This window comes from Parapedobacter pyrenivorans, from assembly GCF_014636865.1.
Classification (GTDB): domain Bacteria; phylum Bacteroidota; class Bacteroidia; order Sphingobacteriales; family Sphingobacteriaceae; genus Parapedobacter; species Parapedobacter pyrenivorans.
In genome coordinates this window covers 85,392-110,636 of record NZ_BMER01000002.1, presented here as the reverse complement: position 1 = coordinate 110,636, position 25,245 = coordinate 85,392, and the positions used below count along the sequence as shown (strand labels likewise).

General features: G+C 49.4%; 17 protein-coding genes and 1 tRNA gene. 7 read left to right on the top strand and 11 right to left on the bottom strand.

What is annotated here, in order from left to right; genetic code table 11:
* Nucleotides 1–14: 14 nt before the first annotated feature.
* Together IEV98_RS12355 and IEV98_RS12350 are read right to left on the bottom strand one after the other, a co-directional pair.
* A complete protein-coding gene (locus IEV98_RS12355) occupies nucleotides 15–3,164 on the bottom strand; it encodes a SusC/RagA family TonB-linked outer membrane protein (protein WP_229738722.1) in 3,150 nt (1,049 codons plus the stop codon).
* Nucleotides 3,165–3,317: 153 nt separating this feature from the next.
* The gene (locus IEV98_RS12350) at nucleotides 3,318–7,388 is read right to left on the bottom strand and encodes a hybrid sensor histidine kinase/response regulator transcription factor (protein ID WP_188506318.1); all 4,071 of its coding nucleotides are present in this window, start codon (nucleotides 7,386–7,388) and stop codon (nucleotides 3,318–3,320) included.
* A 93-nt stretch (nucleotides 7,389–7,481) separates the two neighbouring features.
* On the opposite strand from IEV98_RS12350, the gene IEV98_RS12345 reads away from it, so the two are divergent.
* From IEV98_RS12345 to IEV98_RS12335, 3 genes are all read left to right on the top strand, one after another.
* Nucleotides 7,482–9,353: an ATP-binding protein gene (locus tag IEV98_RS12345; RefSeq protein ID WP_188506317.1), complete on the top strand. Its 1,872-nt coding sequence runs from the start codon at nucleotides 7,482–7,484 to the stop codon at nucleotides 9,351–9,353.
* Nucleotides 9,354–9,498: 145 nt separating this feature from the next.
* Nucleotides 9,499–10,560 (top strand): mechanosensitive ion channel family protein, encoded by a 1,062-nt coding sequence (locus IEV98_RS12340; RefSeq protein ID WP_188506316.1) that lies wholly within the window; start codon nucleotides 9,499–9,501, stop codon nucleotides 10,558–10,560.
* A 50-nt stretch (nucleotides 10,561–10,610) separates the two neighbouring features.
* On the top strand, nucleotides 10,611–10,997 hold the full coding sequence (locus IEV98_RS12335) for a RidA family protein (protein ID WP_188506315.1): 387 nt from the start codon (nucleotides 10,611–10,613) through the stop codon (nucleotides 10,995–10,997).
* A 42-nt stretch (nucleotides 10,998–11,039) separates the two neighbouring features.
* Here the strand turns inward: IEV98_RS12335 and IEV98_RS12330 are convergent, their stop codons facing one another.
* The 5 genes from IEV98_RS12330 to IEV98_RS12310 all read right to left on the bottom strand — a co-directional run bounded on the left by IEV98_RS12330 (nucleotide 11,040) and on the right by IEV98_RS12310 (nucleotide 16,955).
* Complete coding sequence (locus IEV98_RS12330) at nucleotides 11,040–12,710, bottom strand: PepSY-associated TM helix domain-containing protein (protein WP_188506314.1); 1,671 nt, start codon at nucleotides 12,708–12,710, stop codon at nucleotides 11,040–11,042.
* A gap of 4 nt (nucleotides 12,711–12,714) precedes the next feature.
* The gene (locus IEV98_RS12325; protein WP_188506313.1) at nucleotides 12,715–12,996 is read right to left on the bottom strand and encodes a hypothetical protein; all 282 of its coding nucleotides are present in this window, start codon (nucleotides 12,994–12,996) and stop codon (nucleotides 12,715–12,717) included.
* A gap of 3 nt (nucleotides 12,997–12,999) precedes the next feature.
* Nucleotides 13,000–13,332, bottom strand: a complete 333-nt coding sequence (locus IEV98_RS12320; RefSeq protein WP_188506312.1) for a hypothetical protein — start codon at nucleotides 13,330–13,332, stop codon at nucleotides 13,000–13,002.
* Between the two features lie 66 nt (nucleotides 13,333–13,398).
* A complete protein-coding gene (locus IEV98_RS12315) occupies nucleotides 13,399–14,619 on the bottom strand; it encodes a DUF4374 domain-containing protein (RefSeq protein ID WP_188506311.1) in 1,221 nt (406 codons plus the stop codon).
* 11 nt (nucleotides 14,620–14,630) lie between these two features.
* Entirely contained in the window at nucleotides 14,631–16,955 is a 2,325-nt protein-coding gene (locus tag IEV98_RS12310) for a TonB-dependent receptor (RefSeq protein ID WP_188506310.1), read from the bottom strand.
* A 603-nt stretch (nucleotides 16,956–17,558) separates the two neighbouring features.
* Here IEV98_RS12310 and IEV98_RS12305 point away from each other — a divergent pair.
* Together IEV98_RS12305 and IEV98_RS12300 are read left to right on the top strand one after the other, a co-directional pair.
* A complete protein-coding gene (locus IEV98_RS12305; RefSeq protein WP_188506309.1) occupies nucleotides 17,559–18,881 on the top strand; it encodes a Gfo/Idh/MocA family protein in 1,323 nt (440 codons plus the stop codon).
* 6 nt (nucleotides 18,882–18,887) lie between these two features.
* Complete coding sequence (locus tag IEV98_RS12300; RefSeq protein ID WP_188506308.1) at nucleotides 18,888–19,802, top strand: sugar phosphate isomerase/epimerase family protein; 915 nt, start codon at nucleotides 18,888–18,890, stop codon at nucleotides 19,800–19,802.
* Between the two features lie 186 nt (nucleotides 19,803–19,988).
* On the opposite strand, the gene IEV98_RS12295 is transcribed toward IEV98_RS12300, so the two are convergent.
* A tRNA-Phe gene (locus tag IEV98_RS12295) sits at nucleotides 19,989–20,061 on the bottom strand.
* A 210-nt stretch (nucleotides 20,062–20,271) separates the two neighbouring features.
* Here IEV98_RS12295 and mnmA point away from each other — a divergent pair.
* Nucleotides 20,272–21,360 carry a tRNA 2-thiouridine(34) synthase MnmA gene (gene mnmA / locus IEV98_RS12290; RefSeq protein WP_188506307.1) on the top strand — a complete coding sequence of 363 codons (1,089 nt, stop codon included), beginning with the start codon at nucleotides 20,272–20,274 and terminating at the stop codon, nucleotides 21,358–21,360.
* An 81-nt stretch (nucleotides 21,361–21,441) separates the two neighbouring features.
* Here the strand turns inward: mnmA and gap are convergent, their stop codons facing one another.
* The 3 genes from gap to pfkA are packed head-to-tail and all read right to left on the bottom strand — an operon-like array spanning nucleotide 21,442 to nucleotide 24,272.
* Nucleotides 21,442–22,437 carry a type I glyceraldehyde-3-phosphate dehydrogenase gene (gene gap / locus IEV98_RS12285; RefSeq protein WP_188506306.1) on the bottom strand — a complete coding sequence of 332 codons (996 nt, stop codon included), beginning with the start codon at nucleotides 22,435–22,437 and terminating at the stop codon, nucleotides 21,442–21,444.
* A gap of 6 nt (nucleotides 22,438–22,443) precedes the next feature.
* A complete protein-coding gene (locus tag IEV98_RS12280) occupies nucleotides 22,444–23,292 on the bottom strand; it encodes a hypothetical protein (protein WP_188506305.1) in 849 nt (282 codons plus the stop codon).
* Nucleotides 23,289–24,272: a 6-phosphofructokinase gene (gene pfkA / locus IEV98_RS12275; protein WP_188506304.1), complete on the bottom strand. Its 984-nt coding sequence runs from the start codon at nucleotides 24,270–24,272 to the stop codon at nucleotides 23,289–23,291. Before pfkA ends, IEV98_RS12280 begins: the two co-directional genes overlap by 4 nt.
* A 151-nt stretch (nucleotides 24,273–24,423) precedes the next feature.
* Between pfkA and IEV98_RS12270 the strand changes: the two genes are divergently transcribed.
* A complete protein-coding gene (locus IEV98_RS12270; protein WP_188506303.1) occupies nucleotides 24,424–25,122 on the top strand; it encodes an NUDIX hydrolase in 699 nt (232 codons plus the stop codon).
* Nucleotides 25,123–25,245: the final 123 nt, after the last annotated feature.

The window sequence follows — 25,245 nt, the reverse complement described above, 5'->3', positions numbered from 1 at the left end:
AACTGTCCAATGATTTAAAAACCTACGTTTATGCCGAGATTGAAGATGCGCTGCTGGGGGTAGAACTGCCCGCTTTCGCTTGACCCCTCGGGGTCAAAGTCTTTCAATCCCGTCAGGGTAAACACGTTGAAGCCGCTGGCATAGACCCGGAGGCGTCCCAATCCGACACGCTGGATAACCGTTTCGGGTAGGGTATAGCCTAGTTCGATATTCTTCAGGCGTACGAAGGCCGTGTTGAATAGCCAGAAATCATTGCGATAGAGCCCGCCACTGATGGCCGATGAGGCCCGTTCGTTGACTTTCGGGTAGGAGCCGTCGGTATTGGATGGACTCCAGCGGTTTTCTGCCCATGTATTGAAATAGTTGCCGATCGTGCCAGCTTCCGAAAGGATGTATTGCCGCGATTTCCCCTGTCCGGCGAATACGGCCGAGAAATCGAAATTTTTATAGCTTGCATTCAGTGTAAGCCCGAAAGTTAGCTGCGGGATGTTACCCAGATCGGTGCGGACCATGTCGTCTGCCGTGATCTCGCCATCTTGATTGTAGTCTTCGAAAATCAGGTCGCCTAGGCCTGCACCGGGCACGTGCGGGTAATTCGTGAGGTCTTCTGTGGTACGGAAGATACCGAGGGTGCGGTAGAGTAGGTACGTGTTGAGGGGACGGCTGGTTTCGCGCTGATGCGCAGGTATTCCAGGCGCTTCATCCCGGAACACGACATTGCTACGTACTAGGGTAATGTTTCCGGCAATACCGAAATTGACAGGACCGCGATGTTGGTAGCCCACCGTAGCCTCGATGCCTCGGTTGTCTACCTTGCCGATGTTCTCAGAAGGTACCAACGGATTGTTGGCATCGAAGGGGTTTACGATACCGGTGACGCCGGGTATCGAGGCGTTGCGCGGCAGGAGGATTCCCGACCTGTTTTCATTGAAGTAGATAAATTCCAGGTCGAACCGGTTGAACAACCGTGCGTTGAGGCCGACGTCGGTTTTCCGGGATACTTCCCAGGTAATGCTGGGATTGGCCAGCTTGGCGAGATCGATGCCGGCATAAATGCTGTTGCCGATGGTATATGCGTTGTTAAAGACGTAATTGTTGATGAACTGGTTGGCTCCCACGTTGTCGCCGCCCAGTTCGCCGTAAGACGCCCTGAGCTTCAGTTCATCGATAAAGTTCGCATTGAACCAGCTTTCGTCCGAAAGGCGCCAACCGGCAGAAACTCCCGGAAAGTAGCCGAAGCGGCTGTTTTGGGGGAAGATGGACGACCCGTCTACCCGCAGCTGTACTTCCAGCAGGTACCGTTGCTTATAGTCGTAGTTGGCGCGGCTGATAAAACTCACCCGGCTCTCGCGCCAGCTGAGGCCTGCATTCGTGCGGTCTTCGAGTGCTGTACCGCCCTGGGAAAGCTCGGGAGTGAGCGAGGACGGGAAATTACGCCTGCCCGCCTCCATGCGCGCCAGTTCACGCTCGCTTTGTTCGTAGGCAGCAAAAGCCTTGACGTTGTGGTCGCCAAACGACTGTTCGTAGTTGAGCTTGATATGCGCGGTGGTGAGCGACGTGTTTTGCTGGAATTGCTGGAGCTGGGCGCGCGCTTCACCCACGGTCCGGGGGTCGTAAGCGCCGGTGGTGGCATCATGGCTGTAGACCAGGTAGGGCGTGATGAAATTTTTGCCGGATTCTTGCGACCGGTCGACAGCAAGGAAGCCATCTACCATCAATCCCGCAAGGAAGGGCAGCTCGTAAGACGCCCGCAGGATGCCGTTGAAGACTAATTTTGGATTCTGGTTTATACCCCCAGCGTCGGTGACCATCATGACGGGATTGTTGTTTTCAATGCCGGTGCTGGGCAGGCCGTTTGCATAGCGGGCCAGCTGGGTGGGATAGGCGCGGTAGATGCTGCGGAAAATGTCGCCAGCACCTACCGTGGGAAAACGCCTTTTTTCCTCCCTGCCGGCCAGCGAAAGGCCAGCCTTGAACCGTTCGGTCACGTCCATGTCGATATTCGAACGGAAGTTGTATTGGTTGTATTTCGTAACGCCCTCCTTAAACAAGCCATCTTGCATCAGTGTACCGGCGGAAACGAAATAGCGTGTGCGCTCGGTGCCGCCCGAAACGGAGAGGTTGTGCTGGTTTTGGAGTGCCGTGCCGGCGAGGACTTCCTGCTGCCAGTCGGTGTTGGGGTAGCGATCAGGGTCTGAGCCGTCCCGGAATTTCTGGATGTCCGCTTCGCTGTAAAATTGATTCATGCCTCCACTGGGATTACTGTAGTAATCGATCTCGTTGCGGATGGCTGCATAGGTGGCGGCATCGGCCATTGACGGTAGGCGAGTGGGCGATGAAAACCCTTGGTTGAAGGAGTAGGATACGGTGGGTTTGCCCACGTCGCCTTTCCGCGTGGTAACCAAGATCACGCCATTGGCCGCCCGGCTGCCGTATACAGCCGCCGCGGCGTCTTTCAAAATCGTGACGCTTTCGATATCATTCGGGTCGAGCCGTTCTAAACCGCCTACCTGGCCCGGAATACCGTCTACCACTACCAGTACATCCGTGTTGCCGGTCGTAGAGGCCCCCCGGATGCGCAGTTGGGAACCATCGTAGCCGGGCTCACCGCCCCGATTGGTGGCTACGAGTCCCGAAAAGCGGCCAGCCAGTGAGTTGGATAGGTTAGGCTGTGGGCTTTTGACCAGATCGGCGCCTTTGACGTCGGAAACCGACCCGGTAACCGTGGCCCGGCGCTGGGTGCCGTAACCAACGACCACCACCTCGTCCAGCGCTTGGGTGTCTTCCGCCATGATGGCATCTTGGGTGGTTTGGTCGTTGATGGCGATTTCTTGGGTAAGGTAGCCCACAAAGCTGAAGACCAATAGGTCGTTATCCGTGCCCAATGTTAGCTGATATCGGCCGTTATCGTCAGTAGTGGCGGTCGTTCCGGCACGTTTCAGGCGTACGGTGACCCCAGCCATCGGACTCCCATCGGCATCACGCACGATGCCGGAAATGGTGGTTTGTAACCGAACGTCGGCATGCGGACTGGTGTGGGGGGTGGATAATGGGCTGTTGGCCGACGACATTGCCGGAACGACCATGCAGCCCGTGAGCAACAGACTGGTTAGCCGTTTGATGTTGGTGTTGCATCGAAATGCACGCTGTACATGTTGAGCCATAGTGTTTAAAAGACTGGTTAGCAATAGCTCTACTGGAAGTGATTTCCAGCGGATGCGGATTTATAATTCCTTACAAAACTCCGCGTTATCCGACATCAGGCGTGAGGGGTAAAAACGAAAATAAGGGGGGTGATTTTTAAAATTTCGGTGAAATCAATTCGAATGAATCGTTTCGTGGAAGGGTTTGCGGTATTTCCTGACGAATTCCGAAGGATTGAGGCGATAAAGTTTGAAGAACTGCTCGCGGAAATACTTGAGGTCTTTGATACCCACTTGGTAGGCGACTTCGTAAATGGTGGCGTCTGTGGTGAGCAGTAACTGGGCGGCCTTGTGCAGGCGTACCGTGCGGACCAGGATGTTCGGGGTCTGTTGGTTGATTTCCTTGATCCGGTTGGAAAGTGTCGCGTAGGTCATCCCGCATTCACTGGCCAGCACCTGTACGCTAAAGGCGTCGTTATCGAGATGGGATTCGATGATGGTGATGCATTTATCGAGTAGCACTTTGTCTTCTGCTGCGATTTTTTGGTAGCCCATCACGTCCGTGACATGGTTGAAGAAATAATCGCGGAGGTGTCGGCCACGTTGCAGTAGGGCTTTGACTTTGGCCTGCAATATGCCCTTGTCAAACGGTTTGGCAAGAAAATCGTCTGCTCCATTTTCGATACCGTCGATCTGTATTTCATTCCCTTTTGCGGCCGTCATCAGCAGGATGGGAATGTGCTTCCACCGGCTATCTTGCTTTACGGCCTGGCAGAAATGGAGGCCATTTCCGTTGGCCAGTGTGATATCGCACGCAATGATATCGGGCATTTCGTGGGCGACGATTTCCAAGGCTTCGGGTTCATTATCGGTAATCCAGACATCGTGGTCGGCTTCGAATATGGATTTGAGGTATAGGGCAAGGTCCAGATCGTCTTCCACAACCAATATTTTCGAAGATTTGGCGGCATTCATGATTTTTCGGGCCAGTTTATCGGCGGCTAGCACCGGACGGGCTTGCGGCGCAGGTTTGAGAGGCGGCACCACGGGTTTCAGGGGTAATTGGATGGTGAATGTGGTACCATGTCCCTGCTTGCTTTCGTAGGTGATTTCGCCGCCAAGGAGTTCTACCAGTGACTTGACCATCCAGAGGCCTACCCCGAAACCTTTGGGAAGATGCGGGTCCGCGGCAGATAGGTGGTAGTACTGTTCGAAAAGGCGCAAACCTACGGGTGCTGCGATACCGCACCCGGTATCGGCCACAGCGATTTGCAGGCTATCTTGGTGTACTGATCGAATGCGTACGCTGACCCCGCCCGCATCGGTAAATTTGACCGCGTTGAATAGCAAGTTGAACACGATGATTTCCAGCTTTTCGCGATCGGAATGGATCAAGACGTGGTCGTTGTCACTGTGCAGGGTGATTGCAATGTTCTTTTTCGCCGCTTGGTTGGTAAGGCAATCCATCACCTCTCGAGCCAATTGGACGACGTCCAACTCATCCAACGATATGTTTTCGCTGACTAAATCGTCTTTCCGGAGGCTAAGCGCTTGGTCGGCAAGACGCAGCAGCCGCGATGTATTGGCGTGCAGCGTGCTTACATACGGTTCAAGTTGCGGGGAGGGGTTGCTGTCGAGCAAGTCCTTCACGGGGTTGAGGATGAGGGTCAGCGATGACCGGAATTCGTGCGACAACCGCGTGTAGAAGTTATGCTCGATCGTGGCGATGGCCAGTTCGTATTTCAGTTGCTCTTTCTGGCGACGATACCGGCGATAGTGGTAGAAAACAAAAACTAATATCGCCAGGTAGCTTAAATAAGCCCACCATGTACGGTACCAGGGTGGGAGAACGATTACGTTCAGGCTTTTGATGCTATTTTCAGATACGATGCCTCCGTTTTCTATCCCTACGGAAAACGTGTATTCGCCGGGCGATAGGTAGCGGTAAGTCGCTGACCGCTGATTGCCGACCAGGTTCCACTCGGCATCGAGACCCGAGAGCTTGTAGGCGAAGCGGAGTTCATCCGCGTGGCCGTATTCGAGCGACGAATAATTGATGGTAAACGTAGACTGCGAAGGGTTGAGCCGGATGGCATGGGTTTCATTCAGTGCGCGGGCCAAAATTGGGTATTCGGCGGGTTGGCCAACACGTAGGGGTTGGCCGAAGATGTCGATACCCGTAAGGGTCACGGGGCTGGTAAAGGCGTGCTGGGTAACGGTACGGGGGTTGAAGTACGTCAGCCCACCGGTTCCACCGAAAAAGAGCTGGTTGCGATGCTGGCTGAAGAGGGTGGAATTGGGATTGAAGATGCCCGACTGAATGCCCGAGGAATGGGCGTAGTTGAATAGGGTTTCGCTTTGCGTAATGATTTTCGATAGGCCTTTGTTGGTACTTACCCAGCAGTTGGCCGATCCGTCGAACTGGATGCCCAGCACCGTGTTGCTGGATAGCCCGTTGCGCTCGTCAAATAAGTGGATGATCCGACGGCTGGCCAAGTCATAGACAAGCAACCCCATGCTTTCCGTGGCAATCCATAATTTCCGGTCGGCGGTGACGCGAAGTGCGAAGATGACTTCATTCCCTAACCGCTCGTAGAGGTCTTCGTGGTGCGGAAGGCCAAACTGTTCTTTTTGCGGATCGAAAAAGGTGATTCCCGCGCCATAAGTGCCGATGATCAGGTGGCCTTCGCCATCTTCTGCCACAGCGCGGATATCGTTTGCGGGAATATTGCTGTTGGCCTGTAGGTATCGGGTGAATTTGCCGGTGGTTTCATTTAACTTATTCAAACCTCCCCCGTTTGTACCGATCCATAGCAGCCCTGAATGATCCTCGAAGACCACGCGCACGTCGTTTCCACCGGCAAAGCCCTCCTGAGCCGCATCAAATCGGTAAGCCTCGAAATCATCGCTTTTTGGGCGGTAGCGCAACAATCCACCATTGTACGTGCCAAACCAAAGGCGGTTTTCCCGATCGCGGTAGGCATAAAGGATGGCGTTGTCCGTAATACTCCCGTTCCTGCCATCCATGGTATACCGTTTAACGAAGCGGTCTTCCCGGTCAAATTTGAAAAGGCCGTGGCCGTCTGTGCCGATAAATAAGTTTCCTTCGCCGTCTTCCGCAAGGCCATAGTACCTGATGTTGTGGTCAGCACCGGGCCAGGCGTATGCCTGACTGAATTGGGTGAAATTGTATTTAGGCTTCGCCGAAAGGAAAAGCCCTTCACCCGATGTACCTGCCCATAGGTTGCCGGCGCGATCGACAAAAAGGGCAGGGACCGAGCGCTCGGTGAGCTGCTTTTTATAGTTGGCATCGGTGACCAATGGTGTAGGCAGCAAATCCGCCGGGCGTCCGGCGATGATGTTGAAACGGTAGACCCCGCCGTCCTGCATGCCAATATAGAGTTGATGGCTGCCATCTGCGACGACGGTTAGAAACCGGTTGCTGGGCAGGTGGAGCTGGCTAGCGTGAAACCATCGGTGGCTCTTGGTGCGTAGATCGTAGCAAAGCAACCCAGCGTCCGTGGCAACCCATACCCTGTTGGCAGGGTCTTCGTAAATGTGATGTACGCGGGAATAGCGATTTTCATCCTGTAATGTCGCCAGGTGCTCGCTTGGCGAAAGCGTGCTGCCCTGCAAGGTAAATACTTGCACGCCATTATCTTGCGTACCTACCCAAAGCTGGTTGTTGCTGTCTTCGAACACCCGTGTCACCATGTTTGAACCGAGTCCGGGTAGGTTTTCGGTGGTATATCGCTGGAAATCGCCCGACGCAATATGGAAACGATAAAAGCCGAGACCATTCGAGGAAACCCACAATTCCAGGTCGTTTGCCGATCGGCTGATGGAGCTGACATCGGATTTAAACCGGCTGTTGCGGTTGGTTACCAACTCGTGGTGTATGAAAGATTCGCTTGATGCATCATATTTGCTGATGCCATTTCGGGACGTGACCCAAAGATTTCCCCTTGCGTCGGTATGAAGTTGAGCAATGTAGTTTCCCGTCAAACCCTGCGGCGACTGGGCATCGTACTTAATGTTGTGGAAGTTTTTTCCATCGAATCGGCTTAGCCCGTCTTCTGTCGCAATCCAGATAAACCCGGTACGATCTTGCGTAATGCTATTGACATTGTCGAAAATGAGGCCCTGCTGGCTCGTATAGTGATGGGGGATGAGGGGTGCAGGCCGGGCGGTTTCTTTCCCAACGGAGGAGAGCAAGATAGCCGAAAGAAACATGAGTAATGCCATAGCCGCGATTCAAGACAGGCTAAGTTAGTAAAAAATTGCGATGCGCTGTTTTCCAAAAATATGCTAATTTAGGGGATTCATTGACCCTTACCTATGAATGGTACTAAGAAATACCCGACGCTTTCGCTGCTGGTGATGTGCCTGCTGGGCATGCCTATTGTTCGGGCACAGCTGGGCGAAGCCGCGACCATACAGCGGTCGTTGGGCTCGATAAGCGATAGCATAGCTTATGTGGATGCACTCAATCGCCTCGCGATGCTTTCATACGAAATGAGTGCAGATACGACATTTCACTATGCGGTGCGTGCGCGCCAGATTGCGGATCGCCTGCAATACGACAAAGGTAAGGCAGACGCTATTAATAACTTAGGTGTCGTCTATGACATCAAAGGGAACCAACAGTTGGCGCTAAAGTATTACAACGATGCGCATATGGCTTACGGCAGGCTTAATGATACCATGAATCGCGTGCAAACTGCTATGAACATCGCAGGGGTGTATAAGCAATTGGGGAAAGACGAACGATCAGTTGAACAGTTCGATGCTGCACTCAGCTTGGGGCACAAGCTTAGGCACGACTCAATCCTATCATTGGTTATCTATAATTACCTATTGCTATTCCCGGATCGTTTTACTCCTGACGAAACCCTCCGTTATATCCAGGAAGCGAAAATGATCGCAAGCCGGTATGACGATGTACGCACCCTGATTGCCATAGACCACTTGGTGGCCGGAGAGCTCCTCAAACAGGGTGAACGGCAAGCCGGGATTGCGCTGTGGGATAGCACCATTAATTCGGCCGTGCAGAAGCAACTTTATTACGTGAGCATGGATATGCTCATCGGGATTGGCGATTACATGGTGCCCGATGATGTGCAACAGGCTATTGCTTATTACCGCAGGGGCTTGGAAATCGCGGATGAGCATAGTTATCTTTTCTATAGCCGCGTAATGGCACGAAGACTTTTTGACTTGTATACTGCCCGCAATGAGCAGGCAGAGGCGGCGGCTTATGGCCGCATGCTGGTCGAATTGTTTGATGAGCAGGAACACTTGGATAATACCGCTAGTATCGATTACTTGGATTATGCGATAAAAGAACAGCAGGTTGAACGGTTGGCTGAAAAATCCCGCTACCAAACCTTTTTTTTGGTATTGGCGGTATTCGGTTGCTTGTTGGCCGTGGGGATTATCATCATCATCCGGCGGTCGCTGCGGACAACGAGACGGCTGAATGCGCAGATTGTGGAACAAAACCAACAGATGCGCAAAACCCTCGATGCACTGGAGCAAAGCCAAACCGAAAATACCCGGATGATGCAAATCGTGGCACACGACCTGCGTAATCCTATCGGAGCCATCGGGTCGGCGGCTTCCCTGATGCTGGAAGCGGTAAATCGTCCGCCGGTTGAGCAAAAAATGCTGGAACTGATCCGTAAATCGGCGAGGGATTCGCTCGATTTGGTGAGCGATCTCTTGCAGGTGCACAAGCAAGCGGACGATCTACCCAAAGACGTGGTAGACCTGGATCGGATACTGCATAATTGCGTAGACCTGATGGAAAATAAAGCAACGGCCAAAAGTCAGCGGATCGAGCTGCGCAGCCAGCCATCAGTGGTTTTTGCGAATCGTGAGAAATTGTGGCGTGTGGTGAGTAACCTAATCGCCAATGCCATCAAATTCAGTCCAATTGGCGAACGGATTTCCGTGGTGCTTGAGGTCGCGTCCCATCACGTCGTGATCAGTGTAAAGGACCGTGGAATCGGTATACCGGAGTCGCTGGGCACAAAAATATTTGATATGTTTACGGAAGCGCGGCGCCCGGGAACGGATGGAGAACAGCCGTTTGGCCTTGGATTGGCGATCTCCAAGCATATTGTGGAAGCTCACAACGGCCGGATATGGTTTGAAAGCCACCCGGAGCGGACACCGGGTACCACATTTTTCGTGGAGCTGCCTGTGTAGGAACTGCCTGCACCGCAAAAGCAAAAACAATAGGGCCTGGCTGCTGTTAACCCCCCAAAACATGCCGTCCGGATGACCGCGCAGCAGTAGCTCCCTGAGGTCTCCTGAGGCGGCCAACATCATATTAGTTTAAGCAATTAAATACATGGCATATTTGAACGACTTATGGCCTGATGTTCCGGATATCGTTTGGAACGTTACGCTGCTGATGGTGGCTATTTTAGCCGGTTTATTACTCAAATTTATATTGGTTCCGTTCGTCCGGTTGAAGGCGATCGATGATGGAAATTATTCCTTGTTCCGATCTGCCATCAGGCACCTGAATAAGGTGGTGAATGTCGTGTTGCCGGTATTACTTTTCAATGCGCTTATTCCTTTTCTACGGATTACTCCTCGCGTATATCAAGTAATTGGCAAAGTGGTGGAAATTGTATTGATCTGTTGTTTTGCTGTAGTGATTATCCGGATCATCCGGATTGCCGAAGATTATTTGAATCATCAATTCGACTACAATGTAGCGGATAACCTGCGGGCGCGGAAGGTGCGAACGCAGATGCAGTTTATCCGGAAAATATTGGTGGCGATTATCGCTATCATTGCGGTGGCCATCATATTGCTGAGTTTCGATAACCTGCAAAAAATTGGCGCAGGATTGCTCACGGGTGTAGGACTTGGTGGCGTTATCATCGGCTTTGCTGCGCAAAAATCACTTGGAAACCTACTGGCGGGATTCCAAATCGCGTTTACACAGCCTATCCGTATCGACGATGTGGTAATCGTGGAAGGGGAATGGGGAAAAGTTGAGGAGATCAACTTGACTTACGTAGTGGTCAATATCTGGGATAAACGAAGATTAGTTCTTCCCATTCAGTATTTTATTGAAACACCTTTTCAAAATTGGACGCGCACAACGGCTGAAATTTTGGGTACCGTGTTCATTTATACCGATTATACCGTACCTGTGCAAGAATTGCGCGCCGAACTGAGTCGCCTACTTCATGGGCACTCACTCTGGGACGGAAAAGTGGACGTCTTGCAAGTGACCGGCGCGAATGCACAGTCCCTCGAAATACGGGCGCTGATGAGTTGCAGGAACTCGGGCGAGGCATGGGACTTACGGTGTTATATACGTGAGAAATTGGTGGATTTTGTGCAGCGAAACTATCCGGATAGCTTGTCAAAGACACGCGTGGAATTGGCGGAATAATAAAAAGAAAAGATTATATTTCGCTGAAATTTAGGAATAATGACTTAATTATGGTGAAACAGCAAATCACGCATCCTGATAGGGATACAGACTTTATAACGGGCGCCTATTCGGACGGCGTCATCGCTGGCGGTTTTCTCTTCGTAAGCGGCCAGGCATCTGTCGATTTCAAGACCTCACAGTTTGTACTCGGCTCCATCGAGGAGGAGACTCGCCGTACATTGGATAACATCAAAGCAATTGTAGGGGCCGCAGGTGCCGACCTAAGCGATGTGGTGAAGTGCACAGTCCATCTGACGGATATTGGTGAGTTCAGCCGTTTCAATGCGGTGTATGCTACTTATTTTTCCGGTGTGCGGCCCGCGCGGACAACGGTGCAGTCGGCATTGGCCGAAGGTATCCGCGTGGAAATTGACTGCATCGTTAAACTACCATGAATGTGAAATAAATGATGAAAGAGCAAGGGTGCATTTTCTTTGCTATTCGGAGGAAACGGCTTCTTTAAGTGTGGATATCGTGCGTTTCGGGACGTGCATTTTTTTTGTATCCAGCCGTATGCGGTATACCGCGATTAAACCGACGATACCGATAACCAACCAAAGTAAATCAATCAGAAAAATATCGAGTGCACCAGTTAGATACGTTTTCCACATCCAGTTGCCCGTCTTCACACCGTTAACGATCGGAACGCATAACCCCAACAATGCCCCAATCAGTAGTGTTTCTTTATTCGTAACACGCAAATTCCGGCGTGCAACATAAAGCAATGATAATGCCAGCCAGCTATAGAAGTACACGCGATAGATAAACGCTTGGTCTGCCGCGGGATTGAGCTTGATGGCAATGAACGTGAGGGCTGTAACAGGTAGCATGGTGAGGCATATGGCTATGAATACGTTGGATGCCCAAAAATTGAACCGGCGTTTGTGGAGTGGAATATTCTTCTTGTCACGGGCTACCAGCCAGATGAGGATGCCAGAGATAATCACCACGCATCCCATGATGCCGAGTACGAAAAACGTTGCTTTTACAGGATACCCGCCGAAATCGCCGAAATGTAGCCGGTAGATAAGGGCTTTGACACGATCGAGATAAGTAACGGATGTTGTGGGAGACTTTTCGTAAATAATGGATTGCGTAGCGGGATGAAAGGTGATTTTGCCAGAACCGGCAAAGTTCGTTTTGACGCTGGGGACGGCTTCGAGGGTAACGTGCATGCTTTCATCACCGTAGTTTTTGATATAAACGCGGTTGACGCGACTTCCCGGCCAACGCTCGTTAACTTGCTTGAGGTAAGGGTTTAGTGCGACACGATCGCCCAGAGGCTGGTAACGGTATTCGTAAGTACTCGCATCGTTGTAGCCAAGGGCGGCGTAGAGCTTTTCGCTATTTCCGTCGTATAACACTTTGCTGAAGGGAAGGATAAGTGCAGTATTGACAATGAGTACGATACCGGTGACCGCATACATCAGCTGGAAAGGGAAGCCGATGACACCCAGTGCGGTATGCATGTCCGTCCATACGGTTTTCCATTTGCTCCACGGCCGAAATGTGAAGAAATTGGAAACTAGCTTGTCCCAGTGCAACAGCAGGCCGGTAATGAGTGCGAACAGAAACAGAAACGATACGATGCCCGCGACCAGATAGCCAAACGGGGTGCCGATACGAATGGGTACTTGATTGAGCTGTGCGAGAAAATGCAGTCGGTACAGGAATTCGCCCATGTCGTAGGATTCGGCATAAGAGCCGGCTTTATTTTGCTTGAAGTCGTATTGAAAATATGCCGAGTCGTCGTTTCCGCGGCCTCGCCGTCCGCGTCGTTGAACTTGCTGGCCGTTCGCTTTTTTCTTGATTGTGGTATCTTGGGATGTGCCCATACTGACGTAGGCTTGCACGTTGTTATCTTGGACATAAAAGGTGATATCCCTACCCTGGAGGTTATGTGCGACGTGCAACGAATCAAGCAGGTAATCGTAATCATTGGCCGAGGCTTGGTGGGCATAGGCCGACCGATTCTTCTGCCATGCGGATATCTCATCACGGAAAAATGAAAATGAACCGGCAAAGAAAATGACGTAAAGGAGCGCGCAAATAATAATGCCGCTAATGGTATGCGTGTTGAAATAGATGTTGTAGTTTCTGATATTCATGGCTTCAGTGGTTTAGCAAGTGAAAAAGCCCATAGAACGTGATGGATAGCGCGAGATAGATACCCCAGATTTTCCAGCCACTTTTGCACAAGAACGCCAGTAGGAGCAGTACGGCCCAAAGGATGTAGCCGGTGATAAAAGCGGTGATGATAACCTGCTCTTGCCGGAATAAGTAGGTGAGTAGCAGGTGAAGGGAAAGCATGACGAAGTAGCCGCCTACAAAACCTGCGGTGATTTTGAGGAAGCGTTGCACGGGCGTGCTAAGGTATTTTTTATTTGCGGGCATGGATCAGAAGACGAAAATTTCTAAAAGGATTGCCGTGAGGGCAACGATGGCTAGGCGTGTGGCGTTGAAATAGCGCAACGGTCTAAGTAATACCACGAGGCAGTAGCTGGTCATGAGGTAACCCAATAGGGCAAAAGAACCGGAACCAGGACCTTGTAGGTAACTAACGGCGATCCAGCAGATTAAGAAAATTATAGTGCCGAGACTCCGCGCTAGCACCGATTTTTGAGCGAACCGCTGGGCCCATGCGGGTTTGTTCTCAGGTTTTACCTTGTCTGAGGCTGCGTAAAAAAGCAATGTGCCGATGACAATCAGGATGAAGAGCGTAGTGTACATTGATAATTTCTTAAGGCTTCCCAGGAATCAGGATGCGATTCGCCGGGAAGCCGTGACACAGTGTTTCTAATCAAGGTGTTCGATGGCGGTAATGGTACCGCCGTCTACCCGCAGACCCTGTGACGCACTCGCATTATCTGAGTCGATTTTGTAAACATAGCCTACTCCCGATTTCAGGTTAACACCCACGTATCCGTAGCGGCCATCCTCGGCACTGTAATTGCTCATGTTAGTCAACGAATTGATATCATCGACATCCGGCATACCCGTAACCAATTTGAATGACTTGTCTACCACATTGATCACCCCAAGCCTTTTGCCTGCTGCATATTGCCCCTTTTCTCCTTTTGTGGTAACCAGTACAACAAATTTATTGTGCCCCACGTAAAGCCAATCGGTGATATTATAGCCATCGGAAGCCTGTTCTACATTGAAAAAGTAAGACTGGTCGAACTCGGTGGTTCCGGCGGGGATTTTAACCACGGCCGATGGTTTGGTGGACGACATCTTGCCATCGGTAACCGCTACCGATGCGGAGAATGCATACACATCGCCGTTTTCGACTACGCCCAGGCCATCCACGAAATAGCGACCAATGTAACTGGTTCGGTTGTCTTTGATGACCTTTTCCAGTTGCATATCCGGATATGAGTATACCGCAATCCAGGCACTGTCGGGGTAGGCCGTTTCAAACGAAGCGCTGCAGCACGCCTTGATGGAGAAATAAGGGGCAAACACCTTATTACCCACCTGTTTGATCCAGCTGAAATGGGCAAGTTCGCCATTGTTGGATGGTGCGGCCGTATTGACCTTGCCTTCACTTTCAATCTGCAGGGTGTTGGTGTTAATGCGGTACCAGCTTGCAAACGGGTTGGTGATATTGCGCGATATTTTCATCAGCAACAGATCGTTATTTACAGGAGCAAACGCTTGCACGGTCTCCGTTTGGAAATTGGATAGTTTGTTGAGCCTGCCGTCGAGGATGTTGTAGGTAGTTACCGCCCCGGGGTTTCCCTGCCCGTAAAGCATGCTGAAAAATTTATTGTTATGGGTGACGTAATAGCGGTAGGTGCCGTCCTGCTCCACACCTTGCCCTGTCGTCGAAATGCGGCCTGTATCGAGGCCGCTAGCGGTCAAAAGGTAATCGGCCACGCCGGTGCTCGCCGCGGGTGTGACGGCAATGATGAAATTACCTGGATTATCAGGTTCACGGTCGCTTTTGTTGCAAGAAGCCAACAGTGTGGCGGTGGCAATGCCTAGAAATAGGGTGTTTGATTTGATATTCATGTTATTTGATTTTATTTTTTGTTAATGAAATAACGGAGATTGAGGTAAAAGCCCCGACTGGGCTTCTGTAGACTAAAATTGTCATACATCCGGGTATCGGTGAAGTTCTTGGCTTCCAGTGCGATGTTGTATCGGCCGTCCTGTACGGAATAGACTACATTGAAATCATGGCTGAGTTGCTGTGGTATATCGAGCTTGTCTCCACCCCGGCTGGGCCAATAGAGGTAAAAATCATGTACAAACAGTAAGTTGTAGCCGATGTTCAGCGTGTTTCCTTGTCGGCCGACATTCTGGAGCACAACAGCAACATCGGCATTTCCAAAGAGGTAGGGGATATTGGGCATCTGATCCCGGTATACGGGGCTGATTCCGCTATATCCTTCTTCATACTTCTGGGTGTTCATGATGTGCTGATACGTGAGGGTCGCTCCGGCCATCAGCCAGTTTTTGAACGAATACCGCAACTCTGCATCGCCGCCGAAGGTTTCTACGCCATCGCGGTTGTCGGCTACGGTTTTCGATTGGTTATTATTGAGTCGGTAATAAATGTAGTCGTAAGCACGCCGATAGATGAGGTTGGTATGCAATGAAAAGCGGTGATCCTCACGGAGCGCGAAGTCATAGGCCGCCCCAAGGTTCACATTATTGCTTCGCTCCGGGTTGAGTTGGAAATTACCTTCCTGATTTTCTACATCGCCGAATATTTCATAGGCCGTGGGCATCCGGTTGGTCAGTTCATAGGAGGCTTTGAGCTGGAAACGAGGAGTGAGGTAATAGGCTGAAGCAAGGCCATACCCCAATTTGTCCATGGCGTTACGGGCATCTGCACCATCACGGTTATTTTGATGAATGTGTTTAAGGAAGACGGTCGTGCTCCATAGGTCTTCGATGTCGTAATTATAGCCGAAACCCAACACATTTTTATACGTGCGTTTCTGACGTTCGTATTGTGCATTGGTGGGGTTGAGCTCATCGCTGCCCTCGCGGCGGAAGGTAGAAAAATTGTTGTTGAGCGACAAGGAGTGCCTGTTGGCGATGCGGTAGTTGAATGACGCCGTGGAAAGCCCTTCATTATTACGGTATTTGTATAAGCTCCTTGAGCGCTCACCGCTGTTTGTGCCAGTAGGCTTCGAATTGCCAAACCAGTCGAACCGCGCATTGACGGTATCGATATTTTGCTCCGAGCCTAGATTGTAATTGGCATTGACGATTACGTCAAGACCTTTGATGAGGTTCTCTTTCTTATATTTTAATGTCGGCATGATGGTTGTGCCCCGGCGGTGCCATCCACCAAATACAGAAACCATCCGCGCGCCGGTTTGGATTTCTTTGTAATTTTTACCCAGGGTAATGCCGACGAGCAGTTGATCGGCAAAGGACTTATCTACTACCCCGACATTGGTGATGAGAGCTTCGTTGTGATAGGTGTCATGGAATCGACGGATCTTTGTTCCGGGTGCATAAGCGCCGGTATTAATATCCGCAGCATCAACCATGACCTTATAATTATTGTCCGAATAGTTCTGGTAAGCGTTGAGGCGCACGGTAAAACCTCCCTCGCTGGTGTAAGCGGTATTGATGACCGTGCGGTGGGTATTGAACGAACCGTAGGAATAGGAGGCATCGACAAAATTGCGATACCGATCGCCGGTGACGATGTTGATCGCTCCGCCCAACGCATCCGAACCCAACCACATCGGCACGACACCCTTGTAGACCTCTATGCGTTCTGCCGTATTAATGGGAATGTTGTTGATCTGGAAGGAGCTTCCAAAATTATCCATCGGGATGCCATCGATGAAGTAGCGGATATGGTTGCCCGTAAAGCCGTTGAGCGACAGGTTGAAGTTAGAACCAACGCCGCCGGACTCTCGTACTCGGATGCCAGCTACGCGATCCAATGCGCCGGAAATATCCATTGTGGAGTTGTAAAGCTTAGTGGCATCGATTGCCGTGACATTGTATGCCTGCCGGTTTACCTCCTGGGCCTTAGTGAGGCCCATTACCTCGACTGTGGCGAGCTCATTGGTTTGCGGGTTAAGCATAATATTAAGCGTATTTGCACCCTGTGTCAGTGTCCGTGTGCCGGTGTACGATTCAAAGCCCACTGCGGTGACAGCTACCTGCACCTGTCGTTGCCTGATGTCGGGGAAATGATATCGACCGTCTGCATCGGCGATGGCGGTAAGGCTGTTAATCTTGACGGTAGCGCCATGTAGGGGTTGGTGCCCGGCGTCGGTGACGAATCCGCTAAGTTCGAAATGGTCTACTTGGGCGTGGCAGCACAAGGCACCACAAAAAGATAATACGGTTACGTAAAATTTAATATATTGCATTGCTTTTAGTGTTCAATTAAAGGCTGGCCGTTGTACCTGCTAAAGTGATGGCCAAAAGTTTTTGCAGCCAGTTACCGCTGATTGCAAAACGACAACTGCCGCACCTGGAGATTGCCGTCTCAGGTGCGGCCTTTTTTTCTTTTAGTACTTAGTATAACTCATATCAAAACTCATCGGCTGTTTTCGATTAACGTGTTTTTTGCTTTGTTTTCTGTGTCCTGCTTCAAATTGCATATGAAGAATGTTTATTTAGACTTTGTATAAATAAAGTGATGCAAATGTAAAAATAGTATGCACAATTCAACTAAATTATTTTAAAAATATTTGTGCCTAGGATTTAGTTTACACCATAGCTTGACCGCCCGCAATCGTTTATCGACAAAAACCTTGTGAAATTCTGTTGGGGTGATGTGGCTTTTTTCGTTTTTATAAAAATTAGAACAATCGATTGACTAAGCAATTTCCTTGGGGAAAACACGACAATAACCTGTTCACGATCGTGACAAGCTTGCTATCCCATCTTATTTTTTTAATATTTGCGACATATCGCACCAATGATAGCCTTAATGGTCAGTAAGCAATTCGCAAATTATATCCATCCATATGAACTATACAAGAAGACGATTTTTAAAAACCGCCGGACTGACGACGATAGCGGGCGCCGTAGCTGCTGATTACGCGCTGGCGTCCAATTCGATTTGGTCGCTGAATTCAAAAACATTGAAAGTCGGCCTTATCGGCTGCGGAGGTAGGGGCACTGCAGCAGCGATGGAGGCCTTGAACTCCGATCCGAACGTTATACTTTATGCTATGGCTGATGCGTTCGAGGACCACCTCGAACAGTCATTCAATACATTAAAAGAAAATTTCGGCGATAAAATCCAAGTTTCGAAAAGACGCAAATTGGTTGGCTTGGATGCCTATCAGAAATTAGTTGAATTAGACGTTGATGTGGTTTTACTGGCTGCTCCGCCCGCCTTTCGCCCATCACACCTGGAGGCGACAGTGAATGCGGGAAAACACGTATTCTGCGAGAAGCCTTTTGCTGTTGACGGTCCGGGACTACGGCGGGTAATCGAGGCCTCTCAGAAAGCAAAGGCAAAGAATCTTTCCTTGGTATCGGGGTTTTGTTGGCGGTATCATCTTCCGAAGCGCGAAACATTCGGCAGGGTATTGGACGGTCAGATCGGACGGATACTTGCCGCGGAATGCACCTACAATACCGGTGAGCTATGGTATAAAGAACGGCAGCCTAACTGGACAGATTTTGAATACCAATTGAGGAACTGGTTGTATTACAATTGGCTTTCGGGCGATCATATTATTGAGCAGGCAATTCATAGCCTGGATATGTTACAATGGGCGATGGGCGATCAGTTGCCTATAAGCGTGACGGGAAGTGGTGGCCGCCAGAAGCGGGTGGACGAACGATTCGGGAATGTTTACGACCATTTCGCTACGGTTTATCAATATGAGAACGGCACCAAAGCGTATTTTTCATGCAGGCAGCAAAATAATACGGCACCCGCCTATGCTGTGGAACTGGTGGGTGATGAAGGTCGATGTGTGGTGGATTGCCGGACAGGGACACATGATATTACGGGTAAAAAACCATGGAAGTATGATGATACGACTAAGTTTACCGATGAGAACGCCTATAAGGAAAGCAATTCTCGGAGTATGTATCAGCAGGAGCACGATGAGTTGTTCGCATCCATCCGGAAGAATACGCCGATGAACGACGGTGATTGGATGGTAAAATCGAATCTCGTGGCGCTGGCAGGCCGGATGGCTGGTTATACCGGTGCAACGGTCTCCCTGGAGGAAGCGTTGGCTTCCAATGAGGTACTGTTTCCCGAGCAAGTGTCGTGGGATATGAAGTATGACCTTCCGATTGCAATACCGGGAGAGAAAACATTGGTATAGGAAATTATGAACAGGAAAGACTTTATAAAATCCGCGTCATTATTGGCAGGGGGAGCCGCGATCGCTCCCGCAGCGGTCCGCGCAAACCCGGCTTTTGCTAAAATGACTGGCAATGCGATGAAGTTGAAGAAAGGCGTGGGGTTCGGTATGATCAAAGAAGATCTTCCTTTGGTCGATAAATTCAAACTGGCTAAGGATTTGGGTTTTGATGGTATCGAGTTTAACAGCCCGGTTGAATTTTCAATTAAAGAGCTAATGGACGCCAGAGACAAATCGGGTATAGTTATACCTAGTGTCGTGAATAAAGATCACTGGTCGAAGCCGCTGTCCGATCCCGATGCTTCAGTGAGGCAATTTACCATCGATTCAGTCGCTACATCGCTAAATGACGTGAAGGAGTTGGGCGGTGACACCGTACTGGTGGTGCCGGGCGTGGTAAATGAAAAAGTCTCGTACGAAATTGCTCATAAAAACGCATTGGAGTCGGTGCGGAAACTTATTCCGCATGTGGAGAAGACAGGAATGAAGATCGGACTGGAAAATGTCTGGAATAATTTTATACTAAGTCCGATTGAGGCGAAGCAGTTTGTGGACGAAATTGGTCATCCGTTGATTGGATGGTATTTCGATATCGGGAATATATTGCGTTATGGCTGGCCGGAGCACTGGATTGAAACATTGAATACGCGGATTGTAAAGCTACATGCAAAAGAATTCAGCCGGAAGAAAATGAACGACGAGGGGCTTTGGAAAGGATTTGAAGTGGATTTATTGGAAGGTGATAATAACTGGCCGATCGTGATGAAAACGCTGAAGGAGGTCGGCTATAAAGGAGAATGGTTAACCGTTGAATTGAATGGCGGCGACCGGGACTATCTTCAGAAAGTGTCTGGCCAGCTGGATCGGATATTCAGCTTATAGCTGAAACTAAAGGAGCGTTATGACAAGCCATATCCAGCTGGATATGGCTTTGTTTTTGGTTAAAAGGACGGCGTTATCGGTGATAATCCTCGGACACCTAGAATATTGCCAAAATCGACCATGGCTAATCAAACCGACCATACCAAAAGAAAAACCCCTTGTACAAATCGTATAAGGGGTTTCTTGTGGTACCAGCTGGATTCGAACCAGCGACACAAGGATTTTCAGTCCTTTGCTCTACCAACTGAGCTATGGTACCCTGTTTTTAAACAACACAATTCGTTGTTTTGGGAATGCAAATGTAGCGCCTTTTTTCGTTTAAGAAAACTTTTTTTGAAAATTATTGGATAGCAGGACACAAGCGGCTGACTGCGTTGGGAATAAAATGACAGGATAGAAACATGGCGTAATAAAAAATAGCTGTACCTTTGCACTTTTAATCGATACGAATGAGTAAGCGAGATAATAAATGAGTAAGCGAGGAAGAGTATTGGTAGCGATGAGCGGGGGAGTGGATAGCTCGGTTGCAGCAGTGATGCTCTACGAACAGGGATATGAAGTAATCGGTCTAACGATGAAAACCTGGGACTATGCATCTTCGGGCGGATCTTCCAAAGAAACGGGCTGTTGTAGTCTCGATAGCATCAACGACGCACGCGCATTGGCGGTGTCATATGGCTTTCCGCATTATATATTGGACATTCGGGATGAATTCGGTGACTTTGTCATCGATAATTTTGTGGATGAATACTTAGCCGGACGAACGCCGAACCCCTGTGTACTTTGCAATACCCACATCAAGTGGGAAGCATTGTTGAAGCGTGCAAACAAACTGGATTGTGAGTTTATTGCTACAGGCCACTATGCCAACATCCGGCAATTGGAAAGCGGTCGCTATGTAATTTCTAAGGGAAAAGATACGCATAAGGACCAGTCGTATGTGCTGTGGGGAGTATCACAGGATAATTTGGCCCGTACCCAATTCCCATTGGGTAGCTATACCAAAGCGGAAATCAGGGAGATGGCGGCAGCAATGGGGCAGCTGGAACTCGCAAACAAGTCCGAAAGCTATGAGATTTGCTTTGTGCCGGACAATGACTATCGTGCGTTCCTACGCCACCGCGTATCGGATATCGATGAACGTATTGGGCAGGGGAATTTCGTGCTTACAGATGGTACCGTGGTTGGCCGGCACGAAGGATATCCATATTATACCGTAGGCCAGCGAAAGGGACTGGGCATTGCGTTGGGGCGACCGATATTCGTGACTGAAATCTTACCCGAAAGTAATACGGTAGTATTGGGTGACGAACATGAACTGCAACGGCAGGAAGCGTACGTGAAAAACGTGAACCTTGTTAAATATGCTGCCATTGAGCAGCCTATGGAGGTCGTTACAAAAATACGCTATAAAGATGCCGGAATGGCTAGTACCATCGTGCAACAGGATGGAAAAATGAAAGTAGACTTCCATCATGCGGTAAAAGGCATTGCACCGGGACAGTCGGCTGTTTTCTATGAGGGCGAAGACTTACTCGGTGGAGGTTTTTTAATGTAGCAGACCGTTACAAAACAAAAGGCTTCGGTAAACACCGGAGCCTTTTGTTTTGCTCAGTTATTTGTAAGCGAGGGGCGTGTCTTAGACTTTGCCCACCAACTCAACCAAATCCACCAGTTTGTTGGAATAGCCCCATTCGTTGTCATACCACGATACGACCTTAACGAAGTTGTCATTGAGTGAAATACCAGCACCGGCATCGAAGATCGATGTACGGGCATCGCCGCGGAAATCTTCCGATACGACAGCATCTTCAGTATATCCAAGGATGCCCTTCAATTCGCCTTCGGCAGCTTCTTTGTAAGCTTGCTTGATCTCATCGTAAGTAGCAGGCTTTTCGAGCCGTGCAGTAAGGTCTACTACCGAAACGTCAGGCACAGGTACACGGAAAGACATGCCGGTAAGCTTACCTTTTAGCTCAGGTAACACTAAACCGACAGCTTTGGCCGCTCCCGTGGAAGACGGAATGATATTTTGGTAAGCACCACGGCCACCACGCCAGTCCTTTGCCGATGGGCCGTCCACCGTTTTTTGTGTAGCAGTAACCGCATGGATGGTACTCATCAGCCCTTCAACAATGCCGAATTTGTCGTGAAGTACCTTAGCCAGTGGTGCAAGGCAGTTGGTGGTACATGAGGCATTGGACACGATGGTTTGGTCTGCTTTTAGTGCCTTGTGGTTTACACCGATTACGAAGGTGGGGGTGTCGTCTTTTGCCGGAGCAGACATTACCACCTTTTTGGCACCCGCATCGATATGTTTCTGCGCAGTGTCTTTAGTTAAGAACAGTCCGGTGGATTCGATGATAACCTCGGCACCTACATCACCCCATTTAAGGTTAGCGGGATCCCTTTCAGCGGTTACGCGAATGGTTTTTCCATTTACGACAAGATGACCGTCTTTTACTTCAACGGTACCGTCAAATTTTCCATGGGTAGAGTCATATTTCAGCATGTAAGCCATGTAATCGGGCTCCACGAGGTCATTTATCCCAACAATTTCGATACCGGGGCGGTTTACCGCTGCCCTGAATGCTAATCGGCCTATTCGGCCGAAACCATTGATTCCAATTTTCATTTTATATTAGTTTTTATTTAAATAGTATTTCAGTAAGTTATGTATGGGCTCCTTGATTACGGTGCCGATAACGATGTCGTACCGGCTAGCAACATCTCGCAACCATTCTTCATACCCGGCTGCTACGCTTCCTGTAAAGTTAACGGCCATGCCGGGGTATTGTTTTGTGAGTGGCAGCATATACGTTTCGATATACAATTTGAAGCCGTGATATATGATTTTTTTAATGAAACGATGCTTGTGATTTTCCATCACAAAATCTGCAAACGAGGTTAGGAACAATGTTGGGTTTGCTTGATTGTAAACTTTGTCTAGGATGATTTTGCGGTCGAGTGGATAGCGCGCAATGAATTTTTCCTGCAGGTCCTCAGGCATAGTTTCATTGAGAAAGCTTTTCAGTAGCATGCGGCCGATCCAATTGGCGGACCCTTCATCGGCGAGGATGTAGCCCAAGCCGAAATGATTGTCTGCCGTCCGCTTTCCACTGAAATAAGCTGCGTTTGAACCGCTGCCTAATATACCGACTAGCCCTTTTCCATCGCCAAATGTGGAGAGGGCAGAGGCTTTGACATCATGATCTACATTTATCCTTGCATGTTTGAAAAATTGCTTAAAAACCGATGCAATTTTTTCTTTCCGCTCCGGCGAAGATGACCCAGCCCCAAAAAAATAAATCCGGCGGATTTGTTCAGCATAATTGATGAGGTTATTGTTCTTGTTCAATAGTTGAAGGATGAACCGCTCATCGTGCAGGTAGGGGTTGATACCCATCATCCGGAAGCCGGTGATGATTTTCCCCTTCTCTGCCAACCTCCAGTCCGAAAACCTAGAACCGCTGAATACAACCGCTATCATATCGACAACACTTCCATCATTTCGAGCATATCCTCGCTCAGTTTGAATACTTTCTTGTTCAATACTTCTTCGAGGGGTGTGGTCTTGATTTCATTACCCCTTAGTCCTACCATGATGCGCGTTTGGCCGGCCAACAAATGCCGCACGGCAGCGTAACCCAAACGGCTGGCCAATACGCGGTCAAAGCTACTTGGCGACCCGCCCCGTTGTAGGTGCCCCAATATGGTTACCTTCGTGTCGTAAAAATCGAACCTTTGTTTGACTTCCTTGGCCACATTGTATGCGCCGCCGTTTTCCTCGCCTTCGGCGACAATAACGATGGTGGAGGATTTCTTGCTCTTGGCGGCACTCTCGAGTTGACTGCATAGCGCCTGAATACCTGTTGCTTTCTCAGGCAGGAGTATGGCTTCGGCACCTCCTGCGATCCCTGCATTTAACGCGATGCAGCCGGAATCTCGGCCCATCACTTCCACGAAAAAAAGTCGGTCATGCGAAGCCGCAGTATCCCGTATTTTGTCAATGGCTTCAATGACCGTGTTGGTGGCCGTATCAAATCCCAGCGTAAAATCCGATCCATACAGGTCGTTGTCTATTGTGCCGGGTATGCATACCACCGGAATGGTAAACTCGCGCGAAAAAATTTCGGCACCACTGAATGTGCCATCGCCCCCAATAGCTATCAACGCATCGATGCCGGCCGCCTTGACATGATCGTAGGCTTGCTGCCTACCCGCAGCCGTACGAAATGCTTCGCATCTTGCCGTTTTGAGAATGGTACCACCCAGCTGGATGATGTTGCTGACCGATCGGCTGTTCATTTCCTCGAAATTGGCATCAATCATTCCTTGGTAGCCTTGGTATATACCCACCACTGATTTGCCAGCGTGCAGGGCTGTACGAACAACCGCCCGGACACACGCATTCATTCCCGGGGCATCCCCACCTGAAGTAAATATCCCTACTTTCGTTATGCTTTGCACTTTTTTAATAATCTTTTGTAAATTAGCAGCACGAATATAGTGTGTATTTGTTACACTATTAAATTTTTCAAGAATTATTTTTTATACTTGAAAGGTCTAAGTGAGCAAATTTAGCAAATTAAAATCAATTAATAACAAATAACTCAAGGCTTTGCAATCAAGTTTACCACATTTACAATCTACATTTACTACAGACTGCGTGATTTTTGGTTTTCACGAAGGGGAACTGAAAGTGCTGTTAATCGAACGCAATGAATATCCCTTTAAGGGGTGGTGGGCACTTCCGGGATTTTTTGTAGAACATAATGAAACCATCGACGATGCGGTAAAGCGGATTTTGTACGAACACACCGGTTTGCGCGGCATTTACATGGAGCAGTTATATGCCTTCGGCGATCTGAAACGCCATCCTCAAGGTCGCATTATTACAGTAGCGTATTACGCATTGCTGCGGCTGGATGACCTCAAAGATCGACTGGAGCCGATAACAGATTATGCTCGGCAAGCCATATGGCACCCGCTGAATGACTTACCGGAACTCGCTTTTGACCACCGTCATATCATCGATAAGAGTATTTTGAAGGTAAGGCGCAAGATAAGTTATAGCCCTATAGCATTTGAATTATTGCCCGAAAAATTCACCCTTACGCAGTTACAACAGCTCTACGAAGCGATTTGGGCACGGAAGCTGGATAAGCGTAACTTTCGCAAGAAGATGTTGAATTACAATATCCTAAAGGAACTGCCTGAATTTCAGCGTGGCGTGTCTTACCGTGCGGCTAGACTGTATAAGCTTGACAAGCGTAAGTATGCCAAGGTGTTCCAAAATGAGCTCACCTTTAGTAAATGACGCTAAACCGATAAAGTCTAAAATTACAACCCCCTGCCATAGGGTTGTCACCGATGGTCTTTTTCTTTGACTCCGAAAGGAATGGATTTGTAAGCGCTGTGTCATAAGATAGCGGAGCGGCTT

What these genes read in the sequence shown, in the direction of transcription:
- IEV98_RS12330 (WP_188506314.1), bottom strand. Translation starts at nt 12,710, where the DNA reads ATGAATATCAGAAACTACAACATCTATTTCAACACGCATACCATTAGC.
- IEV98_RS12335 (WP_188506315.1), top strand. Translation starts at nt 10,611, where the DNA reads ATGGTGAAACAGCAAATCACGCATCCTGATAGGGATACAGACTTTATA.
- IEV98_RS12280 (WP_188506305.1), bottom strand. Translation starts at nt 23,292, where the DNA reads ATGATAGCGGTTGTATTCAGCGGTTCTAGGTTTTCGGACTGGAGGTTG.
- IEV98_RS12345 (WP_188506317.1), top strand. Translation starts at nt 7,482, where the DNA reads ATGAATGGTACTAAGAAATACCCGACGCTTTCGCTGCTGGTGATGTGC.
- IEV98_RS12300 (WP_188506308.1), top strand. Translation starts at nt 18,888, where the DNA reads ATGAACAGGAAAGACTTTATAAAATCCGCGTCATTATTGGCAGGGGGA.
- IEV98_RS12350 (WP_188506318.1), bottom strand. Translation starts at nt 7,388, where the DNA reads ATGGCATTACTCATGTTTCTTTCGGCTATCTTGCTCTCCTCCGTTGGG.
- IEV98_RS12305 (WP_188506309.1), top strand. Translation starts at nt 17,559, where the DNA reads ATGAACTATACAAGAAGACGATTTTTAAAAACCGCCGGACTGACGACG.
- IEV98_RS12310 (WP_188506310.1), bottom strand. Translation starts at nt 16,955, where the DNA reads ATGCAATATATTAAATTTTACGTAACCGTATTATCTTTTTGTGGTGCC.
- mnmA (WP_188506307.1), top strand. Translation starts at nt 20,272, where the DNA reads ATGAGTAAGCGAGGAAGAGTATTGGTAGCGATGAGCGGGGGAGTGGAT.
- IEV98_RS12340 (WP_188506316.1), top strand. Translation starts at nt 9,499, where the DNA reads ATGGCATATTTGAACGACTTATGGCCTGATGTTCCGGATATCGTTTGG.
- IEV98_RS12355 (WP_229738722.1), bottom strand. Translation starts at nt 3,164, where the DNA reads ATGGCTCAACATGTACAGCGTGCATTTCGATGCAACACCAACATCAAA.
- IEV98_RS12315 (WP_188506311.1), bottom strand. Translation starts at nt 14,619, where the DNA reads ATGAATATCAAATCAAACACCCTATTTCTAGGCATTGCCACCGCCACA.
- gap (WP_188506306.1), bottom strand. Translation starts at nt 22,437, where the DNA reads ATGAAAATTGGAATCAATGGTTTCGGCCGAATAGGCCGATTAGCATTC.
- IEV98_RS12320 (WP_188506312.1), bottom strand. Translation starts at nt 13,332, where the DNA reads ATGTACACTACGCTCTTCATCCTGATTGTCATCGGCACATTGCTTTTT.
- IEV98_RS12325 (WP_188506313.1), bottom strand. Translation starts at nt 12,996, where the DNA reads ATGCCCGCAAATAAAAAATACCTTAGCACGCCCGTGCAACGCTTCCTC.